Source organism: Streptomyces sp. NPDC055239, assembly GCF_053606205.1.
Genome location: NZ_JBSGRD010000004.1, coordinates 546,807 through 564,755 on the forward strand (window position 1 = coordinate 546,807; position 17,949 = coordinate 564,755).

General features: G+C 71.2%; 18 protein-coding genes. 6 read left to right on the plus strand and 12 right to left on the minus strand.

Annotated elements, in window-relative coordinates:
* Nucleotides 1–12 precede the first annotated feature (12 nt).
* The 4 genes from ACWFRJ_RS17920 to ACWFRJ_RS17935 all read right to left on the minus strand — a co-directional run bounded on the left by ACWFRJ_RS17920 (nt 13) and on the right by ACWFRJ_RS17935 (nt 4,139).
* The gene (locus ACWFRJ_RS17920; protein WP_453530988.1) at nt 13–888 is read right to left on the minus strand and encodes a hypothetical protein; all 876 of its coding nucleotides are present in this window, start codon (nt 886–888) and stop codon (nt 13–15) included.
* Nucleotides 885–2,165: a glycosyltransferase family 4 protein gene (locus ACWFRJ_RS17925; protein ID WP_453530991.1), complete on the minus strand. Its 1,281-nt coding sequence runs from the start codon at nt 2,163–2,165 to the stop codon at nt 885–887. Before ACWFRJ_RS17925 ends, ACWFRJ_RS17920 begins: the two co-directional genes overlap by 4 nt.
* 164 nt (nt 2,166–2,329) lie before the next feature.
* Nucleotides 2,330–3,637: an ABC transporter substrate-binding protein gene (locus tag ACWFRJ_RS17930; RefSeq protein WP_453530994.1), complete on the minus strand. Its 1,308-nt coding sequence runs from the start codon at nt 3,635–3,637 to the stop codon at nt 2,330–2,332.
* Nucleotides 3,612–4,139: a hypothetical protein gene (locus ACWFRJ_RS17935; RefSeq protein ID WP_453530997.1), complete on the minus strand. Its 528-nt coding sequence runs from the start codon at nt 4,137–4,139 to the stop codon at nt 3,612–3,614. Before ACWFRJ_RS17935 ends, ACWFRJ_RS17930 begins: the two co-directional genes overlap by 26 nt.
* Before the next feature lie 200 nt (nt 4,140–4,339).
* On the opposite strand from ACWFRJ_RS17935, the gene ACWFRJ_RS17940 reads away from it, so the two are divergent.
* The 3 genes from ACWFRJ_RS17940 to ACWFRJ_RS17950 are packed head-to-tail and all read left to right on the plus strand — an operon-like array spanning nt 4,340 to nt 8,506.
* On the plus strand, nt 4,340–4,855 hold the full coding sequence (locus tag ACWFRJ_RS17940; RefSeq protein ID WP_453531197.1) for a hypothetical protein: 516 nt from the start codon (nt 4,340–4,342) through the stop codon (nt 4,853–4,855).
* A 4-nt stretch (nt 4,856–4,859) separates the two neighbouring features.
* Nucleotides 4,860–7,802: an ABC transporter permease subunit gene (locus tag ACWFRJ_RS17945; RefSeq protein WP_453530999.1), complete on the plus strand. Its 2,943-nt coding sequence runs from the start codon at nt 4,860–4,862 to the stop codon at nt 7,800–7,802.
* Nucleotides 7,799–8,506, plus strand: coding sequence for an ATP-binding cassette domain-containing protein (locus tag ACWFRJ_RS17950; RefSeq protein WP_453531002.1), 708 nt, complete (start codon nt 7,799–7,801; stop codon nt 8,504–8,506). Before ACWFRJ_RS17945 ends, ACWFRJ_RS17950 begins: the two co-directional genes overlap by 4 nt.
* Here the strand turns inward: ACWFRJ_RS17950 and ACWFRJ_RS17955 are convergent.
* Both ACWFRJ_RS17955 and ACWFRJ_RS17960 read right to left on the minus strand, forming a co-directional pair.
* The gene (locus ACWFRJ_RS17955) at nt 8,493–9,335 is read right to left on the minus strand and encodes a transglycosylase family protein (RefSeq protein ID WP_453531005.1); all 843 of its coding nucleotides are present in this window, start codon (nt 9,333–9,335) and stop codon (nt 8,493–8,495) included. The two genes, ACWFRJ_RS17950 and ACWFRJ_RS17955, sit on opposite strands and share 14 nt — an antisense overlap.
* Nucleotides 9,336–9,454: 119 nt before the next feature.
* Nucleotides 9,455–10,108 (minus strand): transglycosylase family protein, encoded by a 654-nt coding sequence (locus tag ACWFRJ_RS17960; RefSeq protein ID WP_453531008.1) that lies wholly within the window; start codon nt 10,106–10,108, stop codon nt 9,455–9,457.
* Nucleotides 10,109–10,630: 522 nt separating this feature from the next.
* On the opposite strand from ACWFRJ_RS17960, the gene ACWFRJ_RS17965 reads away from it, so the two are divergent.
* Together ACWFRJ_RS17965 and ACWFRJ_RS17970 are read left to right on the plus strand one after the other, a co-directional pair.
* Nucleotides 10,631–11,434 (plus strand): hypothetical protein, encoded by an 804-nt coding sequence (locus ACWFRJ_RS17965; RefSeq protein ID WP_453531011.1) that lies wholly within the window; start codon nt 10,631–10,633, stop codon nt 11,432–11,434.
* Nucleotides 11,435–11,582: 148 nt separating this feature from the next.
* Complete coding sequence (locus tag ACWFRJ_RS17970; protein WP_453531014.1) at nt 11,583–11,882, plus strand: hypothetical protein; 300 nt, start codon at nt 11,583–11,585, stop codon at nt 11,880–11,882.
* Between the two features lie 89 nt (nt 11,883–11,971).
* On the opposite strand, the gene der is transcribed toward ACWFRJ_RS17970, so the two are convergent.
* From der to ACWFRJ_RS18000, 6 genes are all read right to left on the minus strand, one after another.
* Nucleotides 11,972–13,444 (minus strand): ribosome biogenesis GTPase Der, encoded by a 1,473-nt coding sequence (gene der, locus ACWFRJ_RS17975; RefSeq protein ID WP_453531017.1) that lies wholly within the window; start codon nt 13,442–13,444, stop codon nt 11,972–11,974.
* A gap of 70 nt (nt 13,445–13,514) precedes the next feature.
* A complete protein-coding gene (locus ACWFRJ_RS17980; protein WP_453531020.1) occupies nt 13,515–14,201 on the minus strand; it encodes a lysophospholipid acyltransferase family protein in 687 nt (228 codons plus the stop codon).
* Entirely contained in the window at nt 14,159–14,860 is a 702-nt protein-coding gene (gene cmk, locus ACWFRJ_RS17985; protein WP_453531023.1) for a (d)CMP kinase, read from the minus strand. Before cmk ends, ACWFRJ_RS17980 begins: the two co-directional genes overlap by 43 nt.
* A 110-nt stretch (nt 14,861–14,970) precedes the next feature.
* Nucleotides 14,971–16,056, minus strand: a complete 1,086-nt coding sequence (locus ACWFRJ_RS17990) for a prephenate dehydrogenase (protein ID WP_453531026.1) — start codon at nt 16,054–16,056, stop codon at nt 14,971–14,973.
* Nucleotides 16,053–16,415: a chorismate mutase gene (aroH, locus tag ACWFRJ_RS17995; RefSeq protein WP_453531028.1), complete on the minus strand. Its 363-nt coding sequence runs from the start codon at nt 16,413–16,415 to the stop codon at nt 16,053–16,055. The genes ACWFRJ_RS17990 and aroH overlap by 4 nt, the downstream gene beginning before the upstream one ends.
* A 145-nt stretch (nt 16,416–16,560) precedes the next feature.
* Entirely contained in the window at nt 16,561–17,052 is a 492-nt protein-coding gene (locus ACWFRJ_RS18000; protein WP_453531031.1) for a YidB family protein, read from the minus strand.
* 189 nt (nt 17,053–17,241) lie between these two features.
* On the opposite strand from ACWFRJ_RS18000, the gene ACWFRJ_RS18005 reads away from it, so the two are divergent.
* Nucleotides 17,242–17,928, plus strand: a complete 687-nt coding sequence (locus tag ACWFRJ_RS18005) for a hypothetical protein (protein WP_453531034.1) — start codon at nt 17,242–17,244, stop codon at nt 17,926–17,928.
* Nucleotides 17,929–17,949 lie beyond the last annotated feature (21 nt).

The following is a 17,949-nucleotide window of genomic DNA, read 5'->3' on the forward strand; positions in this document are numbered from 1 at the left end:
ACCTCGACGCCGTCAGTCCTCGATCGCGTCCGTCTCGCGGATCCGTACCGAGAGGTCGTTGTCGTTCGTGTAGTACGCCCCCGCGTCCAGCGGGCCGTGCGCCGCGGTGTCGAGCCGCACCGACGGATAGGTGAAGATCTGCTTCTTGTCCGGCACGTCGTCCAGGAGCCGGGCGAGCCGGACCCGCGGTCCGCTGTCCCCCGCGGGGCGCAGCCAGAGGTCCCAGGGGACCGGGCCGCTCTCGGCGAGCACGTCGCAGTGCAGCGTGAAGCTGAACTCCACTCCGTCCGCGGACAGTTCGTAGCGCTCGACGCACTCGGGCTCGGCGCGCAGGGACGCCTCGGCGTATGCGGCGCCGGTCAGCGCGGTGCCGTACACGCGGCCCTGCACGCTCACCGACGTGCCGGTGATCCGCAGCTCGCCGATCTCCGCGTGCGGGGCGCGCAGCCAGCTGCGTACGGAGAGGTTGCCCTGCTTGGTCGCGTACGGGATGCGGACGGCGATGTAGGCGCGGGCCCCGCTGGGGGCGCGGTCGACGAGGGAACGCAGGTCGTTCACGCCGGGCGCGAGGCGGCGCGGTGTGCCGCCCCCGACCTCCGCGTAGGCGTTCCAGCGGCCCTCGGCCAGCTCGACGCTGCTGGGCAGAGCGGCCCGCAGCCTGCCGTCGGCGGCGGGGGACAGCGGCAGGCGCACGTCCTCATCGGTGGACGCGGAATCGCGGCGCCGCAGCAGCAGGTAGGCGGCGCCCTCGCCACCGGGGTCGGTGACGTCGAAGGTGAGACCGCCCGCGGAATCGGCGATGCAGTCGGCGCGCGGTGCCGCGGGGACGTCCTGATCGGCACCGGTGTCACAGGGCGGTGAGGCGTCCGGGGTGGCCAAGGCCGTCATGCGGTGAATCCTTTCGTCTGTATGCCGCTGGTCGGTACCCCATGTCCGATGTCCCGTACCGCGTAGGCGCCGCCCAGCAGCGCCCCACGGGTGCGGTGCAGCGAGCCGCGCACCCGGCCGCCGAAGGAGCTGCCGCGGGCGAGCATCCCGGTGAACATCTCGTCGTAGCGCTCGGCGATGTGGGCCGGGTCGAAGCGCGCGGAGTCCTCAAGGGCGGCGCCCGCCATCCGGTGGCGCAGCGTGTCGTTGTTGATCAGTTCGAGCAGGCCGCCCGCGATCGCGTCGGGGTTGCCGACCTCGACGAGGCGTCCGTCGACACCGTTGTCGATGATCTCGCCGGGCCCGTGGGGGCAGTCGGTGGCGACGACGGGCAGGCCGCAGCGCATCGCCTCGACGATCGTCATGCCGAAGGACTCGAGGCTTGAGGTGACGGCCGCGATGGAGCCCTTGGCCCACTCGGGCTCGATGGGGTGGGCGGGCCCCATCAGGAAGACGTGGTTGTAGAGGCCGAGCTCGTCGATCAGGGCGCGCAGCTTGTCCTTCTGCTTGCCGCCGCCGTAGATCCGAAGGCGCCAGTCGGGGCGCTCGGCGCGCACCTGGTCGAAGGCCCGTATCAGCAGGTCGTACCGCTTGACGGGGGCGAGGCGCCCCGCGGCGACGACCCACTTCTGGGAGCCGTCGGCGGGCTCGATGCCGGGCGCGGGCACGGGGTTGGGCACGGCCTGGACGTGGACGCCGGGCAGGCGCATCTTGCGGCGGTAGGCGCGGGCGTCGGCCTCGGTCGTCGTGGTCAGGACGTCGAGGCGCGGATAGACGCTGCGGAGCTGACGGCGCAGTTCCTTGGAGTGGCTGTCGAGCGTGAGGTGCTCCTGGCCGACCCGCAGCGGGCCGCGCGCCGCCTCACGGGCGATGTGCACGTTCAGGCCGGGCCGCGTACCGACCACCACGTCGGAGCTGAGCGAGGAGAGGTGCGCGGCGATGCGCCGGTCGGTGAGTGCGCTGTACTGGCCGTAGCGTCCTTCCGCGGTGGGGAACGTCCGGGCGGGCCGCAGGGCGTCGGCGCTCTCCCCCTCGTAGCCGGGGTTGTCCTTGCGCGTGTCGACGAGGTGACTGAGCCTGACGCGGGAGTCAGGGGAGAAAACGGGCTCGTCACGGTGCCGGAAGACGGAGACGATCTCGACGTCGTGCTGCTCGGCGAGAGTGTTCGCCAAGTTGTACGTCGTCCGGATCGTCCCGCCGATTCCGTACGCGTTATGAATAAGGAAAGAGATGTGCATGCGTCCCCGTATCCCACGCTTCCCCGCGGACAGTCCTTCTCGTCCGCCTACCGCAGGGTTAGACGGGTATTACGGGAACAGGGTTGGGTTTCATCATCATCTTGTTCCTGAAGCGATACGCCATCGGTATCCCGATTCGGGAACTTTCCTCCCGTCCATCCGCATCATGGCTGGTAGGAGAGCTGCGGCACGTCGAAGCAGTTCTTGTTCATGTTTCCCTGTGTGACCCAGCCCTCACCGTCCTTCCAGCGGGCCACCGACACACAGGTCATACGGGTCTCCGGCGGATCGGCCCGCTCCTCGTACGTCACCGGGAGAAGCAGCCCCCGGGCGGTGTACGACTTTTTCCGGTCCATGAAGCGGTCGACGCAACGGCGCGTGACGTCCCCCCGGCACGACTTCGCCGCGTCCGTGAACCACATGGCGGCGGCCCAGCCCTCCAGCTGCCACTGGGAGAGCACCTTGTGCCCCTTCATGGCGGCGCGGAAATCGCGTACGGCCGGATGGTCCGTGTCCTCGTAGTTGCGGCTCGCACCCGTCACCCACAGGGCGTTGCGGCAGCGCGGTGCGTCCTTGTAGTCCTCGGCCACGGAGGAGGTCCAGTTCTGGATGTTGGTGACCTTGGCGGTCACCTTCGCTCCCACCGCGTCCATGGCCTCGCACAGCTGGGCATTGCCGTGGGTGTCCATCGCGTCGAAGACCAGGTCGGCGCCCTGCTCCTTCAGGTCGGCAGCCGCCGCGCGGAAATTGGGCAGCGCGAAGTCGACCTGCTCGGTGACCACCTTGTAGCCCTCGGCCTTCAGACCCCGGGTGACGAGACGGGCGTACGCGGCGGACGCCGCCTGGTTGTAGGAGACGACGGCGGCGGTCCGCGCGCCCTGCTCCCGCTTGAAGTAGCGGTAGACCTCGGTACCGCCGACCAGCTTGCCTCCCCAGCCCGGCTTCCCGTTGCGTGGGGCGAGGCTGCCGTAGATCCCGTAGAGATGCGGATAGGTGTCGTACGCGGACCCGATCGGCTGCCCCCCGACGTCGGGCACGCGCGCGCGGGAGACGCGGGAGGCCCCGGCGTAGTCGAGGGAGCTGGTCGCGACGAGCGCGACGACGTGCTCCTCGTCGACCAGCTTGTCCACACACTCGTTGTTGCCGACGCCGCTGCCGCCGTCGTCACACGTACGCACATCGACCTTGCGCCCGTCGATCCCGCCACGCGCGTTCAGCCGCTCGAAGTACGCCTTGGCCCCGTCGCGCGGCCCGGTGAACGCGGAGCCGCCGACGGGGCTCGTCGCACTGGTGATGACGCCGACCCGGATCGGCGCCCCGGCCGGGGCGGGCGCCGTGCTCCTGCCCCCGCGCCCCTCGAAGTCGCTCTCGGGGAGCCGGCTGCCGCATCCGGCCACCGCCACCGACACCGCCACGAGCAGCGCGGCTACGGCTGGGGCCAGGGCCTCAACAGCCCGGACCGGGCGACTCATTGCCGCTCAGCTTCACCAGTGCGCAGAGAGTCTTGACGGACACCTTCCAGGTGTCGTCCTGGTTGACGGAGGTGCCCGAGGCATCGGGCAGGGCGGTGGCGCCCTTCAACGTCAGTGCGTACGTCACGTCCGCCTCGGTCGCCGAGCTGAACTCGACCTTGGTGACGTCGGCGCTGACCTGCTTGCCGCGCTTGTCGCCGTTGAAGCTCTCCAGGACGCCCCGCATCTTCGGCCCGTTCTCCAGGACGGCCTCCTTCTCCTTCACGGGGACGGCGGGATCGAAGAACTTCTCGAAGTTCTTCTTGACCTGTTTCTCGGCCGCCGCGGGATCGGCGGGCGCGGTGGCGGTCGCACTCTCCGTCGCACTCGCGTCGTCCGAGGGAACGTCCTTGGACGATGTGGCGGCGGACGGCTTCGGCGGATCGCTCTCGCCGCCCCCGCCGCTGTCATCGCCGCATGCAGCGGCGGCCGGAGCGACGAGCAGGACCACGGCAGCCGCCATAGCCGCGCTCCGCACCCTTCCCCGCTTGATGTCGCTCCCCCGCCTGGGCCTTGTCCAGAGAACCATCTGGTACACCGCCGGGTATCGGCCGAGCCGTCAGGGCCCGGAGCTTTCAGGGTCAGCTTCCAGAAGGCATAGTGCAATCCATTGACTGACATGGACAGCCCATCGACGTGACTGACGTGTTCCAGGGGGCCCTTATGCGGGCGGCTCGACCGGATCAGACAGCTCGTTCGGCTCGGCTCAGCGCCGTGCGCCCCATGCTCTGGGCTGCCTTCGCCGCCCTCGCCACCGGTGCGGTGCTCTGCGTGATCGGCTGGTACGGCGTGTCCGGGGAGCGCTTCGCCGAGCGGCAGCTCCCGTATCTGGCGTCGTGCACGGTGCCGGGGGCGGCACTGATCGTCGCCGGGGCCGTGCTCTTCGCCCACGGCAGGAGCGCTCTGGCCACGGCTCGCGTGGAGGAGCTGTACGAGCTCCTGGTGACGGCGGGCACGCCGCCCGCCACCACGGGGTCCACGGCCGCGGTGGCGACGAGCGACGACATCCTGTTGATCCCCGGCGGAACCCTCTGGCACCGGGCGGACTGCCCCCTGGTGGCGGGAAAGCCGGAGGCGGCCCCCGCGGACGCCCGCATCCTCGCGACAGGCGACCTGAGCCCGTGCCCCATCTGCGAACCGGAACCGGCCCCCGCGGTCCCACCGTCACCGGAGCGATGACCCGGTGGCCTCCCTGAGCTACGACCTCACCCTTGCCGGGCTCGCGGTCGGCAGCGCGGCGGCCCTCACCGGCATCGGCCTGATCGTCACGTACCGCGCGACCGGTGTCCTCAACTTCGCGCACGGCGCGATCGCGATGATCTGCGCGTACGTCCTGCGCCACCTGGCGGTGGAGTGGCACTGGCCGCTGCCCCTGGCCACGGCGGTGACGCTCCTCGTGATCGCCCCCGCCATCGGTCTGCTCCTGGAGAAGGCGGTCTTCCGCCCCTTGGCGATCCTGGGCGGCGACCCGGCCCAGACCCTGGTGGCGTCCATCGGCGTCTTCGTCCTCCTGGTCGGAGGCGCCGCGCTGATCTGGGGCCCGGGAGCGAAGGCGGACGCCTCCACCCTCGTATCGGCGGACCCCTGGGCCCAGTTGGCGGTGACGATCGCCCTCGCCACCACGATCTGGGCGATCACCCGCTGGACCCGCTTCGGCAGCGAGCTGCGGGCGGTGGTCGACAACCGGCCCCTCGCCGTCCTGAGCGGGATCGACGCGGACCGGGTGGCGTCGGCGGGCTGGGCGTTCGGCGCGTTCACGGCGGGGCTCACCGGCGTATTGCTCGCCCCTTTCGTACGCCTCGACCCGTACGGCATGCCGCTCCTGGTCATGGAAGTGGTGGCGGTAGCGGTGGCGGCCCGCATGCGAAGCCTGTTCATCGCGGTGGTGGTGGCCCTGGGACTGGGCGTGGCCCAGAGCCAACTGACCCGCCTGCACCCCTCCGGCTGGGCGGAACCCCTGCTCCAGGCAGTAGGAGCGAACCTCTTCGTAGTAGCGCTGCTGATCGCGGCCCTGGTACTCCCGGGCATCGGCTCGCAGACCACGCTTCCGCGCACGGCGACGGCGCGCGTGGCGACGCCACCGGGCGCGTGGATCGTGGCGGCGGTCCTCTTCCTCATACCGCTCGGCTTCGCGGGCTCGGACCTGACCACCTCGGTCCAGGTCCCGGCCCTGGCCGTCATCCTCCTCTCCCTGGTGATCGTCACCGGCAGAGGCGGCCAGATCTCCCTGGGCCAGGCGGCGTACGCGGGTCTCGGCGCGCTCTTCACGGCGCTCCTGACGGCGGGCCGCTTCCCGGGGCTGCCCGAGCTCCCGCACCTCCCCGCCCTGGCCGTGGCCGTCCTGCTCGTGGCGCCCCTCGGCCTCCTCACCGGCTGGCCCGCGCTGCGCCGCCGCGGCCTCGCGCTCGCCCTGGCGACGTTCGCCGTCGGCGTCGGCGTCAGCCGCTTCGTCTTCGCGCAGCCGTACGCGACGTCGGGCCTCGCCCTGGACCGTCCGGCGGGCTTCGACAGCGACCGCGCGTACTACGTCCTGGAACTGCTCCTGCTCGCGGCGGCGTTGCTCTTCGCGACCAGCATGCGCCGGGGCCGTATGGGGCGCGCGCTGGCCGCGATGCGGGACCACGAGGCGGGGGCGGGCGCGGCGGGGGTGCCGGTGCGCACCCTGAAACTCACGGCCTTCGTGGCAGGGGCGGCGCTTGCCGCGCTGGGCGGCGGGATGCTGGGCATGGGCCTGCGGGCCTTCGACCCCGCCGCGTACGACCCTGTGCGGGGGCTGCTCTGGTTCGCGGCGGTGGTGGTCCTCGGCGCGGACAGCTTGCTGGGCTCGCTGGTCGCGGCGGCGCTCCTGGTGGGCCTTGACGCGGGTACGCGGGGTGGGGTGGCCGCGGCGGTGATCGGTGTCCTCGCGGTGCTGGTGGGCCGCTTTCCGGGAGGCCCGTACGAGGCACTGCGTGCGGCTACAGCGGGGTTGAACCGGCGCCCCTCCCTGACGCCCCTGGGCACACGTGCCCGCACTGCCCTGACCCCCACTCCCCACCCACCCGCCCGATCACCCCGCATCCCCACCACCACGAACAAGCTCTCCCTCCCACCCGCCCGATTACCCGGCGTCGAACGGGCGGGGAACGAGCGGGCGGGAGGCGGGTGGGTGGGACGCGAGCAGGCGGAGAGCGACCCGGCGGGGAACCACCGGACAGGAACCGACCGGCCGGGAAGCGACCGGACGGGAACCGAGCCGCCGCCGAGTCAGTGCCCGGACGAGCGTCGTACCGGGCCGCAGGCGCCGATCCGGCCCGAGGAGACGGTTCGGTATGTCCGCCCGGAGCACGGTTCGCGGCACTCCGGATCCGAAGCGGTCACGCGTCCAGCGGCGGATGGCGAGGACGGACATACCGAGGCGGCCCCGCCCCCGAGCGGACCCCACCGCGCACCCCGGCGCCCCCACCCCCTCACCGCCCACCGCATCACCGCCACCTACGACGGCTTCACCGCCCTGGACCGGGTGGATCTCTCCGTGCCCCCCGGCCACATCACCGCCGTAGTAGGCCCCAACGGCGCCGGCAAGAGCACCCTCTTCCACTGTCTGGCAGGCACTCTCCACCCCAAAGCGGGCCGCATCACCTTCGACGGACGGGACATCACCCGTACCCCCGCCCACGCCCGGACCCGCCTCGGCGTGGCCCGCACCTTCCAGCAACTGGCGGTCTTCCCGTCGCTGACCATCACGGAGAACGTCCAAGTAGGCGCGGAGCAGGGCCGAGTACCGGACCCCACAGCCACCACCCAGTCCCTCCGCCTCCTCTCCCTCCACCACGACACGACCCGCCACCACCCCGCCGCGGACCTCCCCACCGGCACCCTCAGACGCGTAGAACTGGCCAGAGCCCTGGCGGGCCGACCGCACACGCTGCTCCTGGACGAACCGGCGGCAGGCCTGGACACCGCCGAAGTGGCCGCCCTGGCCCGCGTCCTGCGGGCCCTCGCCGCCGACGGCATGGCGCTCCTGGTGGTCGAGCACGACATCGACCTGGTCGCGAACCTCGCCGACACCGTCCACGTCATGGCAGCGGGCCGCATCATCACATCGGGCCCGCCCAACGAAGTGCTCCACAGGGTGACCCCATGAAAACCGGCATCCAGCTCCACGAGGCCCGCGTCCGCTACGGCCCCTTGGAGGCCCTGCACGGCGTGAGCATCGCCGCCCCCTCCCCCGGACTCACCGTCCTCCTGGGCCGCAACGGCTCGGGCCGCACCACAGCTCTGCGCGCCCTGGCCGGCACGGCCCCCCTCGCCACCGGGACCGTCACCTGGGACGGAACGGACGTCACCCAGCTCACCGCGCACGCACGCGCGAAGCGGGGCCTGTGCTTCGTACCGGACGGACCAGCCGTGTTCGGCCACCTCACCGTCGACGAGAACCTCGACCTGTCCAGCCACGAGGCGAAGGCCGACATCACCCCGGCCCTGGACGCGTACCCCGAGCTGCGCCCCCTGCTCCCCCGCCGGGCAGGCACCCTCTCCGGCGGCGAGCAACGCATGCTCGCCCTCTCCCGCGCCCTCCTGACGGCCCACGCCCGAGTGATCCTCATCGACGAGCCCACCCAGGGCATGTCCCCCGCCGTCGCGTCCCGGACGTACGACCTGATCGTCGGCCTGAGCGCGCACGCCTGCGTCCTGACTGCGGAACAGCGACTGCCGTCGGGACTGCGCGAACACGCGGGCCTGACGGCAGTGGTGGTGCACCGACTGCGCCGTGGCGCGGTCGTGTTCAGCGGCGAGGCGAGCGAACTCGGCCGACGGAGGCGATCCGGACGGTCTACTTCGCGGTGACCTTCCCCGGAGCGGGCGTCGACGGAGCGGGCGTCGACGGAGCGGGCGTCGACGGAGCGGTCTCCTCCGGAGCTGCTTGCTTCGGAACGACCTTCTTCGGGGCGGTCTTCTCCGGGGCGGTCTTCTTCGGAGCAGTCTTCTCCGGCACAACCTTCTTCGGGGCGTTCTTCTTCGGAGCGGCCTTCTCAGGAACAGTCTTCTTCCTGATGACCAACTCCGTGCCGACAGCCAGCCGTCCGGGCTCGCTCCCCACAGCCTTCCGGTTGGCTTGATACAGCGCCTGCCAGCCGCCCTTGACCTTGTAGCGCCGGGCGATGGAACTCAGCGTCTCGCCCGCCTTCACGACGTGCACGACGACGCGGCCGTCCCGGATCTCCTTGGGGATCTTCTTCGAGCAGACGGGCCACGCCTTCCACCCCTGGGTGCGCAGCACCTTCTCGGCGACCTTGATCTGCTCCTTCTTGGTGGCGAGGTCCGCGCGCGGCGCGTACTTGAGCCCGCCGTGCGACTCCCAGGTGGGCTGATAGAACTGCAGCCCTCCGTAGAAGCCGTTCCCGGTGTTCACATGCCACCGGCCGCTGCTCTCACACTGGGCGAGGCAGTTCCAGGGCCCCTCGGTGCGGGAGCAGTCGTACGCCGCGACGAGGAGCCCGGCACTCGGCAGAGGCGGAGTCGGAGCCGCGGACACGGACGCGGACGCGGACACGGACGCGGATGCGGATGCGGATGCGGATGCCGGAAGCAGCAGCGAGGAGGCCGCGGCGACGACCAGGCCGGCAAGACCGGCCAGACCGGCGGGCCACAGCGACCGGAGACTCTTGATCGGCATCGGGTACATCCGCCCACGCTAGGCAGCCCCGCCATGGCGCGGAGCCGTGCCGCGCCGCCACGGGCGCGGTCCCACCCGGTCGGCCGACCGGGTGGGACCGCGTCTCTGAGGGGGAGAACTCAGAGGTCGAGCCGCTGCCCGGGCATGATCACATGCGGATTGCCGCCGATGACCGCCTTGTTGGCGGCGTACACCTTGTGCCAGTTGACGTCGTGCGCCGCCGCGATCCGGCAGAGGGTGTCCCCCGGCCGAACGGTGTAGTCACCGCGTCCGGAGCCACGGTCGACGTGACTCGGCGCACGCTTCTGCGGCTTGGCGGACCGCTCTTCGGCCACCTTGGGAGCCTTGGCGGCCTTGGCGACCTTGGGAGCCTCAGCCGCCTTGGCCGCCTTGGGGGCCGCCGCCGCCCCCGGCGCGCTGCCGGACGCACCCGCACGCGCCGAGCAACTGGGCCAGGCGCCCCAACCCTGGGCGCGCTGGACCTTCGCGGCGACAGTGATCTGCTGCGCCTTGGACGCGTTGTCGGCGGTCGCCGCATAGGCTCCTCCGCCGTACGCCCGCCAGGTGGACGCGGAGAACTGGAGTCCTCCGTAGTAGCCGTTCCCGGTGTTGATGCTCCAGTTTCCGCCGCTCTCGCACTTGGCGATGCGATCCCACACTCCGCTGTCCGCCGCTCCGGCCTGGCCGGAGGCGGCGAGCAGTCCCAACGGGGCGAGCAACGCCGCTCCGCCGATCACTGCTGTCCTGCGAACGCACTTGGGACGTGCGGACATGAATTTCCCTCTCGAAGGACTCGGGATCCCCCGGATGTCCCGGGCCTCCCCGCGCATCTGACGCCGGAGGCCCGCTCACCCCGTCCGCCGGAGTGCGGCACTTTCGTACCACGGTGCTTGAGCTGGCTGGTGCGGCCGGCGGACGTACCCGAGCGGTGCTCGCTGCACACGGCGGTGGAATCTAGGTGCCTGCTCGCCCTGCCATCAACCAACCCCCCGTCACTCCAGGCCAGTTGCCAGTTACCTAGAGTATCGGCGAATTCAAGCCATCCATTAAATCCGCTGATTTCACGATTTGCCGACCAGCCACCCCAGCAATATGTGACCCAGTTCACTACTCCAACTTCCTTGTACGCAGCAGACGTTGGCGCGGAGTGATGGATTCCGCCCGGCAACTCACCCTCCGCTGTGGATGGTTCGATTCCGTTCGCCTTCGCGCGTGACTTGCACCACTGATCGCCCGTTGTCTTCTTATGAGCCGGGCACCCCCGGTCCGCACGCAACGATTCCGAGGAGCCACCCGTGCCGCGCATGCTCGAAGTCGGCGACGACGTACGCGCCGAGATCGGCGACGATGAAGCCGACCGGCTGCTGGCCGGAGAGAACGCTCCGGGCAGTTATGACTGCACGTCCTGCCGCACCCCCGGCGACACCGAACAGGAGCGCACCAGCACGGTCCTGTTCATCGGCGACGAAACCGCCGTACTGGCCTTCGCCCACGCCACCTGCCTGCCCTCCCAGATCGTCCAGGTCTCCGAGGAGCAGCTGCAGGGTGCCGTGCGCTCGATCACCGGCGAGGACGGCACAGGCCTCGCCGGAGTCCCGGGACCCGGTCCCGGTGAAGCAGCGCCCGACCAGGCGGTTCTCGGCGTGACCAGCGGTCTCGTCCTGATCGAGGGCGAGCTGCGGCCCGCGCTCGTCGTCGAACCGACCGGCGCCATCGCACGCCCCGGCACCGAGCAGGGCGGCGACAACTTCCTGCAGCTCCTGGTCGAGCAGGGCTTCTCACCTGTGGCCTCGCTCGACGGCGTACCACCGGTCCTGCACGGCTGGTCGGTGCTGCTCGCCGCGGGCCAGCTGCACGCCGTGCTCCAGCCCGGCGCGGACGGCGGATCCTCCGTCGCCTGGTGGCAGGCCCACCACCCGCTCCAGGTCACCGATGCCTGGCGGGCCGCGGCCAACAAGCTGCAGTCGGTGCTCCTGTTCGCGGCGCCGGTCGGCTCCATCGGCCGCCAGCACCGCGAGGACCTGATGCGCGACGCCCTGGACAAGGCGGCGGCACACGGCCGTCTGGTCGCGGCCGCGATGCCGCTCGCAGGCACCTGAGCCCGCGCGGGCCGCGCCGTCACGCTCCCGGCGCTCCGTGAAAGCGGCGCGGCCCCCGCATCCGTACGGGCATGGGGTCGTTGGCACATACGTGCACACATACGACCCTTCCCGCCCCCGGCCGGCGTACCAGACCCCCATCCCCTCCATGCGCTCGTCGCAGGACACGGGGGGCGCCCACTCGGCCACGCCGATCTACGACGCGCTCTACTCGGAGTACCGCAGATCGTTCAAGGCCCTTCCGGGAGACCGGTCCGGCGAGGAGGATCTGGGGTTCACGTCGTTCGGCGGCGCGCCGTACGGCATGCACCGGACCGGTGACCGGAACGAACCCCGGTACAACACCTTCAGTCAGCTGCACGTCACCCGCTACGGCCACGAGCAGCACGGCACGGTGCACCAGCAGTTCCCCGCGGCGCTGCCCCCGGCGCCGCGCAGGGGGTTCTGAGGCGCCATCGCCCAATGGGCCGGGGCCCGCCTTCGCAAAGAAGGCGGGCCCCGGCCCATTGGTCTTGGTCCATCCGTGCTCGCTACTGCCTACTTCTTGCGGCCGCGCTTCTCGCGCACCCGGACCGAGATGTGGATCGGCGTGCCCTCGAAGCCGAACTCCTCACGGAGCCTGCGCTCCACGAAGCGCCGGTAGCCGTGCTCGATGAAGCCGGAGGAGAAGAGCACGAACCGAGGCGGCTTCGTGCCCGCCTGCGTACCGAAGAGGATGCGGGGCTGCTTGCCGCCACGGATCGGGTGCGGGTGCGAGGCCACGAGCTCGCCGAGGAAGGCGTTGAGCCGCCCGGTCGGGACGCGCGTCTCCCAGCCCGCGAGGGCCGTCTCGATCGCCGGGACGAGCTTCTCCATGTGGCGGCCGGTCTCGGCGGAGACGTTGACCCGCGGCGCCCACGCGACCTGGAGGAGCTCGGTGTCGATCTCCCGCTCCAGGTAGTAGCGGCGCTCCTCGTCGAGGGTGTCCCACTTGTTGAACGCGACGACGATGGCGCGGCCCGCCTCGACGGCCATCGTGACGATGCGCTGGTCCTGGACGCTGATCGACTCGCTCGAGTCGATCAGGATGACCGCGACCTCGGCCTTCTCGACGGCGGACGCGGTGCGCAGCGAGGCGTAGTAGTCGGCGCCCTGCTGGAGGTGGACGCGCTTGCGGATGCCCGCGGTGTCCACGAACTTCCAGACGATGCCGCCCAGCTCGATGAGCTCGTCGACCGGGTCGCGGGTGGTGCCCGCGACCTCGTTGACGACCACCCGGTCCTCGTTGGCGATCTTGTTGAGCAGGGACGACTTGCCGACGTTCGGGCGGCCGATGAGCGCGATGCGGCGCGGGCCGCCGATGGCGGTGCCGAAGGTCTGGGCGGGCGCGTCGGGCAGGGCTTCGATGACGGCGTCCAGCATGTCGCCGGTGCCGCGGCCGTGCAGCGCGGAGACGGGGTGCGGCTCGCCGAGGCCGAGGGCCCACAGGGCGGTGGCGTCGGCCTCGCCGGACTGGCCGTCGACCTTGTTGGCGCACAGGACGACGGGCTTGCCCGACTTGCGGAGCAGCCGTACGACCGCCTCGTCCGTGTCGGTGGCGCCGACCGTGGCGTCCACGACGAAGACGACCGCGTCGGCCGCCTCGATCGCGTACTCGGCCTGGGCGGCGACGGAGGCGTCGATGCCGAGGACGTCCTGCTCCCAGCCGCCGGTGTCGACGAGCTTGAAGCGGCGGCCCGCCCACTCGGCCTCGTACGTCACGCGGTCGCGGGTCACGCCGGGGCGGTCCTCCACGACGGCTTCGCGGCGGCCGATGATGCGGTTGACGAGGGTCGACTTGCCGACGTTGGGGCGGCCGATCACCGCGAGGGCGGGCAGCGGGCCGTGGCCCGCCTCGCCGATGGCGCCCTCGACGTCCTCAGCGTCGAAGCCCTCCTCCGCGGCGAGCTCCATGAACTCCGCGTACTCGGCGTCGCCAAGCGCCCCGTGCTCCGGCTCAGCCGAGCCTTCGGGCTGGATCTGGTCGTTCATGAAGTCCGTACCTCTGTCGTATTCGTGATCGGTGGACCGCCTCGCGACGGGCCACTACTGAAAGTCTCGCTCAGCGCCCGGTCAGGCGCCTGGCGTGGTCCAGGTGAGCGGTGAGCCGCTCCTGGATGCGCACGGTCGCCTCGTCGAGGGCCTTGCGCGTACGCCGTCCGCTGTCGTCGCCCGCTTCGAACGGGTCACCGAAGACGACGTCGACCCTGCTGCGCAGCGGAGGCAGTCGCTTTATCAACCGTCCGCTCTTCTCCGTGCTTCCCAGGACCGCGACCGGCACGATCGGCGCTCCGCTGCGTACGGCGAAGTAGGCGAGGCCTGAGCGCAGCGAGGCGAAGTCGCCCTCGCCCCGGGTGCCCTCGGGGAAGATCCCGAGGACGCCGCCGTCGTCGAGCACGCCGAGGGCCCTGGTGATCGCCGTGCGGTCGGCGATCTCACGGTCCACCTTGACCTGCCCGATGCCGTGCAGGAAGCGGTCGAGGGGGCCGACGAACGCTTCCTTCTTGATGAGGAAGTGCGTGGGCCTTGGCGCCGTGCCCATCACCATCGGGCCGTCGACGTTGTGCGAGTGGTTCACGGCAAGGATCACCGGGCCGGTCGGAGGGACCCTCCAGGCGCCGAGGACGCGGGGCTTCCACAGGCCGTACATGAGGCCGACGCCGATGCGGCGGCCGACCTCCGCACCCCGTTCCGATGGCGCCGCGGTCACTTCGCTGCCCGCTTCTCCTCGACGAGGGTGACGACGCACTCGATAACCTGCTGCAGCGTGAGCTCGGTGGTGTCCACCTCGACGGCGTCGTCGGCCTTGGCCAGCGGCGACGTCTTGCGGCTCGAGTCGGCGGTGTCCCGCTTGATGAGCGCCTCACGCGTGGCGGCGACGTCGGCGCCCTTGAGCTCACCGCTGCGGCGGGCGGCGCGGGCCTCGGGCGAAGCAGTGAGGAAGATCTTCAGGTCGGCGTCGGGCAGGACGGTCGTACCGATGTCACGCCCCTCGACGACGATGCCCTTCTCGGTGGACCCGGCGATGGTGCGCTGCAGGTCCGTGATGCGGGAGCGCACCTCCGGGACGGCGCTGACGGCGCTGACCTTGGAGGTGACATCGGTGGTGCGGATCGGCCCCGCGACGTCCGTGCCGTCGACCGTGATGGTCGGGGCGAGCGGGTCGGTGCCGGAGACGATCTCGGGCTTGCCCGCGACCGCGGCGATGGCGGTGGGGTCCGTCAGGTCGATGCTGTTGTGCACCATCCACCAGGTGATCGCGCGGTACTGGGCGCCGGTGTCCAGGTAGCTGAGGCCCAGCTGGGCGGCTACGGCCTTCGAGGTGCTCGACTTGCCCGTGCCGGAGGGCCCGTCGATGGCGACGATCACTGCTGCGGGCGCCGAACCGGCGGTTTCCACGGTTTCCACGGGTGCGGAACCTTTCTCAGGACGCGGGGCGGGGTAGCGGGGCGCGGACACGCCCCGCACAAGGTTACTGGCTCCCGCGAGCACCTCTTACTGCCGGATGCCACAGCCCTTTACTGCCTGATCGCCCAGCCCCGCTCCCGCAGCGCCGCGGTGAGCACCGGGACCGCCTTCGGCTCCACCATCAGCTGCATGAGGCCCGCCTGCTGGCCCGTCGCGTGCTCGATGCGTACGTCCTCGATGTTCACCCCGGCCCGGTCCGCGTCGGCGAAGATCCTGGCCAGCTGTCCCGCCTTGTCGTCGATGAGCACCGCCACGACCTCGTACGTGGTCGGCGCGGTCCCGTGCTTGCCGGGCACCCTGACCTGTCCCGCGTTGCCCCGCCGCAGCATGCCCTCGACCGATGCGGCGCCCTCGCGCCGCTTCTCCTCGTCAGCGGACTGCAGCGCGCGCAGCGCCGTCACCGTCTCGTCGAGGTCGGTGGCGACGTCGGCGAGCAGATCGGCGACGGGACCGGGGTTGGCCGACAGGATGTCGATCCACATCCCCGGGTCCGAGGCGGCGATGCGTGTGACGTCACGGATGCCCTGCCCGCACAGGCGCACCGCCGTCTCCTCGGCGTTCTCCAGTCGCGCCGCGACCATGCTGGAGACCAGGTGCGGCATGTGCGAGACGAGCGCGACCGCGCGGTCGTGCGCGTCGGCGTCCATGACGACCGGCACTCCGCGGCAGAGGGCGACGAGCTCCAGGGCGAGGTTGAGGACCTCGGTGTCGGTGTCGCGGGTGGGCGTGAGGACCCACGGCCGTCCCTCGAAGAGGTCGGCGGTGCCCGCGAGGGGGCCGTTGCGCTCGCGCCCCGACATGGGGTGCGTACCGATGTACGGGGTGAGGTCGATGCCGAGCGCTTCAAGCTCCCGGCGCGGGCCGCCCTTGACGCTCGCCACGTCGAGGTAGCCGCGGGCCACCTCGCGCCGCATGACGTCGGCAAGGGTCGCCGCGACGTGCCCGGGCGGTACGGCGACGACGCACAGGTCGACCCGTCCCTCGGGCGGTTCGTCGGTGCCCGCGCCGAGCGCCGCAGCCGTGCGGGCCTGCCCGGTGTCGTGGTCGGCCAGATGCACGGTCACGCCGCGCGAGGCGAGGGCCAGGGCGGCGGAGGTGCCGATCAGGCCGGTGCCGATGACGAGGGCGGTTCTCACTGGGCGATGTCCTTGCGCAGGGTGGCCGCGGCGCCGAGGTAGACGTGCGTGATGTCGGCGCGGGGCTTGTCGGACTCTATGTGCGCGAGGACACGCACGACCCTCGGCATGGCGCCCTCGATCTGCAGTTCCTGCGCGCAGATCAGCGGGACGTCCACGATGCCGAGCCTGCGCGCCGCCGCCGCGGGGAAGTCGCTGTGCAGGTCGGGCGTCGCGGTGAACCAGATGCTGATCAGGTCGTCCTCCGCGAGCCCGTTGCGCTCGATGATGGCGGTGAGCAGCTCGCCGACCTGCTCGTCCATGTGGTCGGCCGCGTCCCGCTCCAGCTGGACGGCGCCCCGGACCGCTCGTACCGCCACAGTGCTGCTCCTCGCTCACGTACGTATGACTGATGTACCGACAAGGGTAGTCAGGGCCCCGGGTACGCGTGCGCGGCGCCCGCCTGCCGAGACGGACGCCGCGTGCCTCACCGGGGTGGGACCCGAGGTGGGAACAGCAGTCGGGTCAGAGTTTCTGCTCCTTGATGAGGTCCTCGAGCGAGCCCGACGGAACCTGCCCCTCCGGAGTCAGTTCGTCGACGGCCTGGGGCAGCTGCCGCGCGATCTGGTCGGCGGCCTCGTCACGGCTGACGCCCGCTTCCGTGGCCACCTTGTCCAGAGTCTCGTCGGGGACGGCCTGCTTGACGTGGTCCGGGCTCAGCGGCTGGTTGTCGCCCTTGCCGACCCAGGAGTCGAGCTGGTCCTGGCTGACCAGGCCCGACTTCGTGATCATGTCCATCAGGCCGCCCAGCGGATTGCCGCCGCCGGAGCCGCCCTGCCCGCCTGAACCACCTTGACCGCCGGAGCCGCCGCCCAGCAGGCCGCCGATCAGCGAGCCGAGGACGTTGCCGCCTCCGGAGCCACCGGCAGCGCCGCCCTGGCCGCCCTGACCGCTCTGACCTCCTTGGCCGCCGCCGAGGAGACCGCCGAGAAGGCTTCCCAGATCGTTACCCGCCATGGTCGCGCCTTTCGAGTGAGGGGCCGGGGCGGCGCCTCGAAGGGGCGCGGACCTCAGACCATGCCAATGTCGCCCGAATCGCCCTCTGTCGCCACTTGGCCCGATTGGTGGGCGTTCAACTATGGACGCCGGGGCGCCGTTCCGCTTGCATGGAGGGGCCGTCACGGCACACGCCTCGGGGGAGGCCGCATGAAGCGCTCGGGACCGCTGTACACGCTTCTGGGGGGACTGCTGCTCGCCCTGTTCATGCTGTCGCTCAACGCGACGACGGGGACGGGCAATTCGTCGTACGGGAAGGGCTCGCCCGGCGCCGCGTCGTCGGCGCCCCCGCCCGCGAAGCCCACCAAGAGCACACCCGCACCCACGGAGAGCTCGTCCAAGAGCCCGTCCGAGAGCCCGTCCACGAGGCCGACCGGGAAGTCCGAGTACGCGGGCCGCACGGCCGACGATGCCGCCGCTGTCTCTCTCTCGATCCGTGACGACAAGGCCATCGCGTACTACTGCGACGGCCGAGACGTCGAGTCCTGGCTGAAGGGCGACGTCAAGGACGACGGCTCCATGCGCCTGACCGGCAAGAACGGCGCGAAACTGGACGCCACCCTCGCCGACAACGCGGTCCGCGGCAAGGTCGAGATCGGCGAACAGCCACAGGACTTCACCGCCGCCAGGGCCAAGAAGCCTTCAGGCCTCTACCGCGCGACCACCGAGGTGCGCGGCGCCGAGATCGACGGCGGCTGGATCGTCCTGCCCGACGGGCGCCAGGTCGGCATCCTCAAGCAGGACGGCAAGCCGCAGAAGGCCCCGCGCCTCGACCCGGAGACCGGCGCCGTCCCGTTCGACGGCGGTGAACTCACCGCCCGTCCCGTCGTGCCCTGAATCCGCTCCGCCCCGACCAGG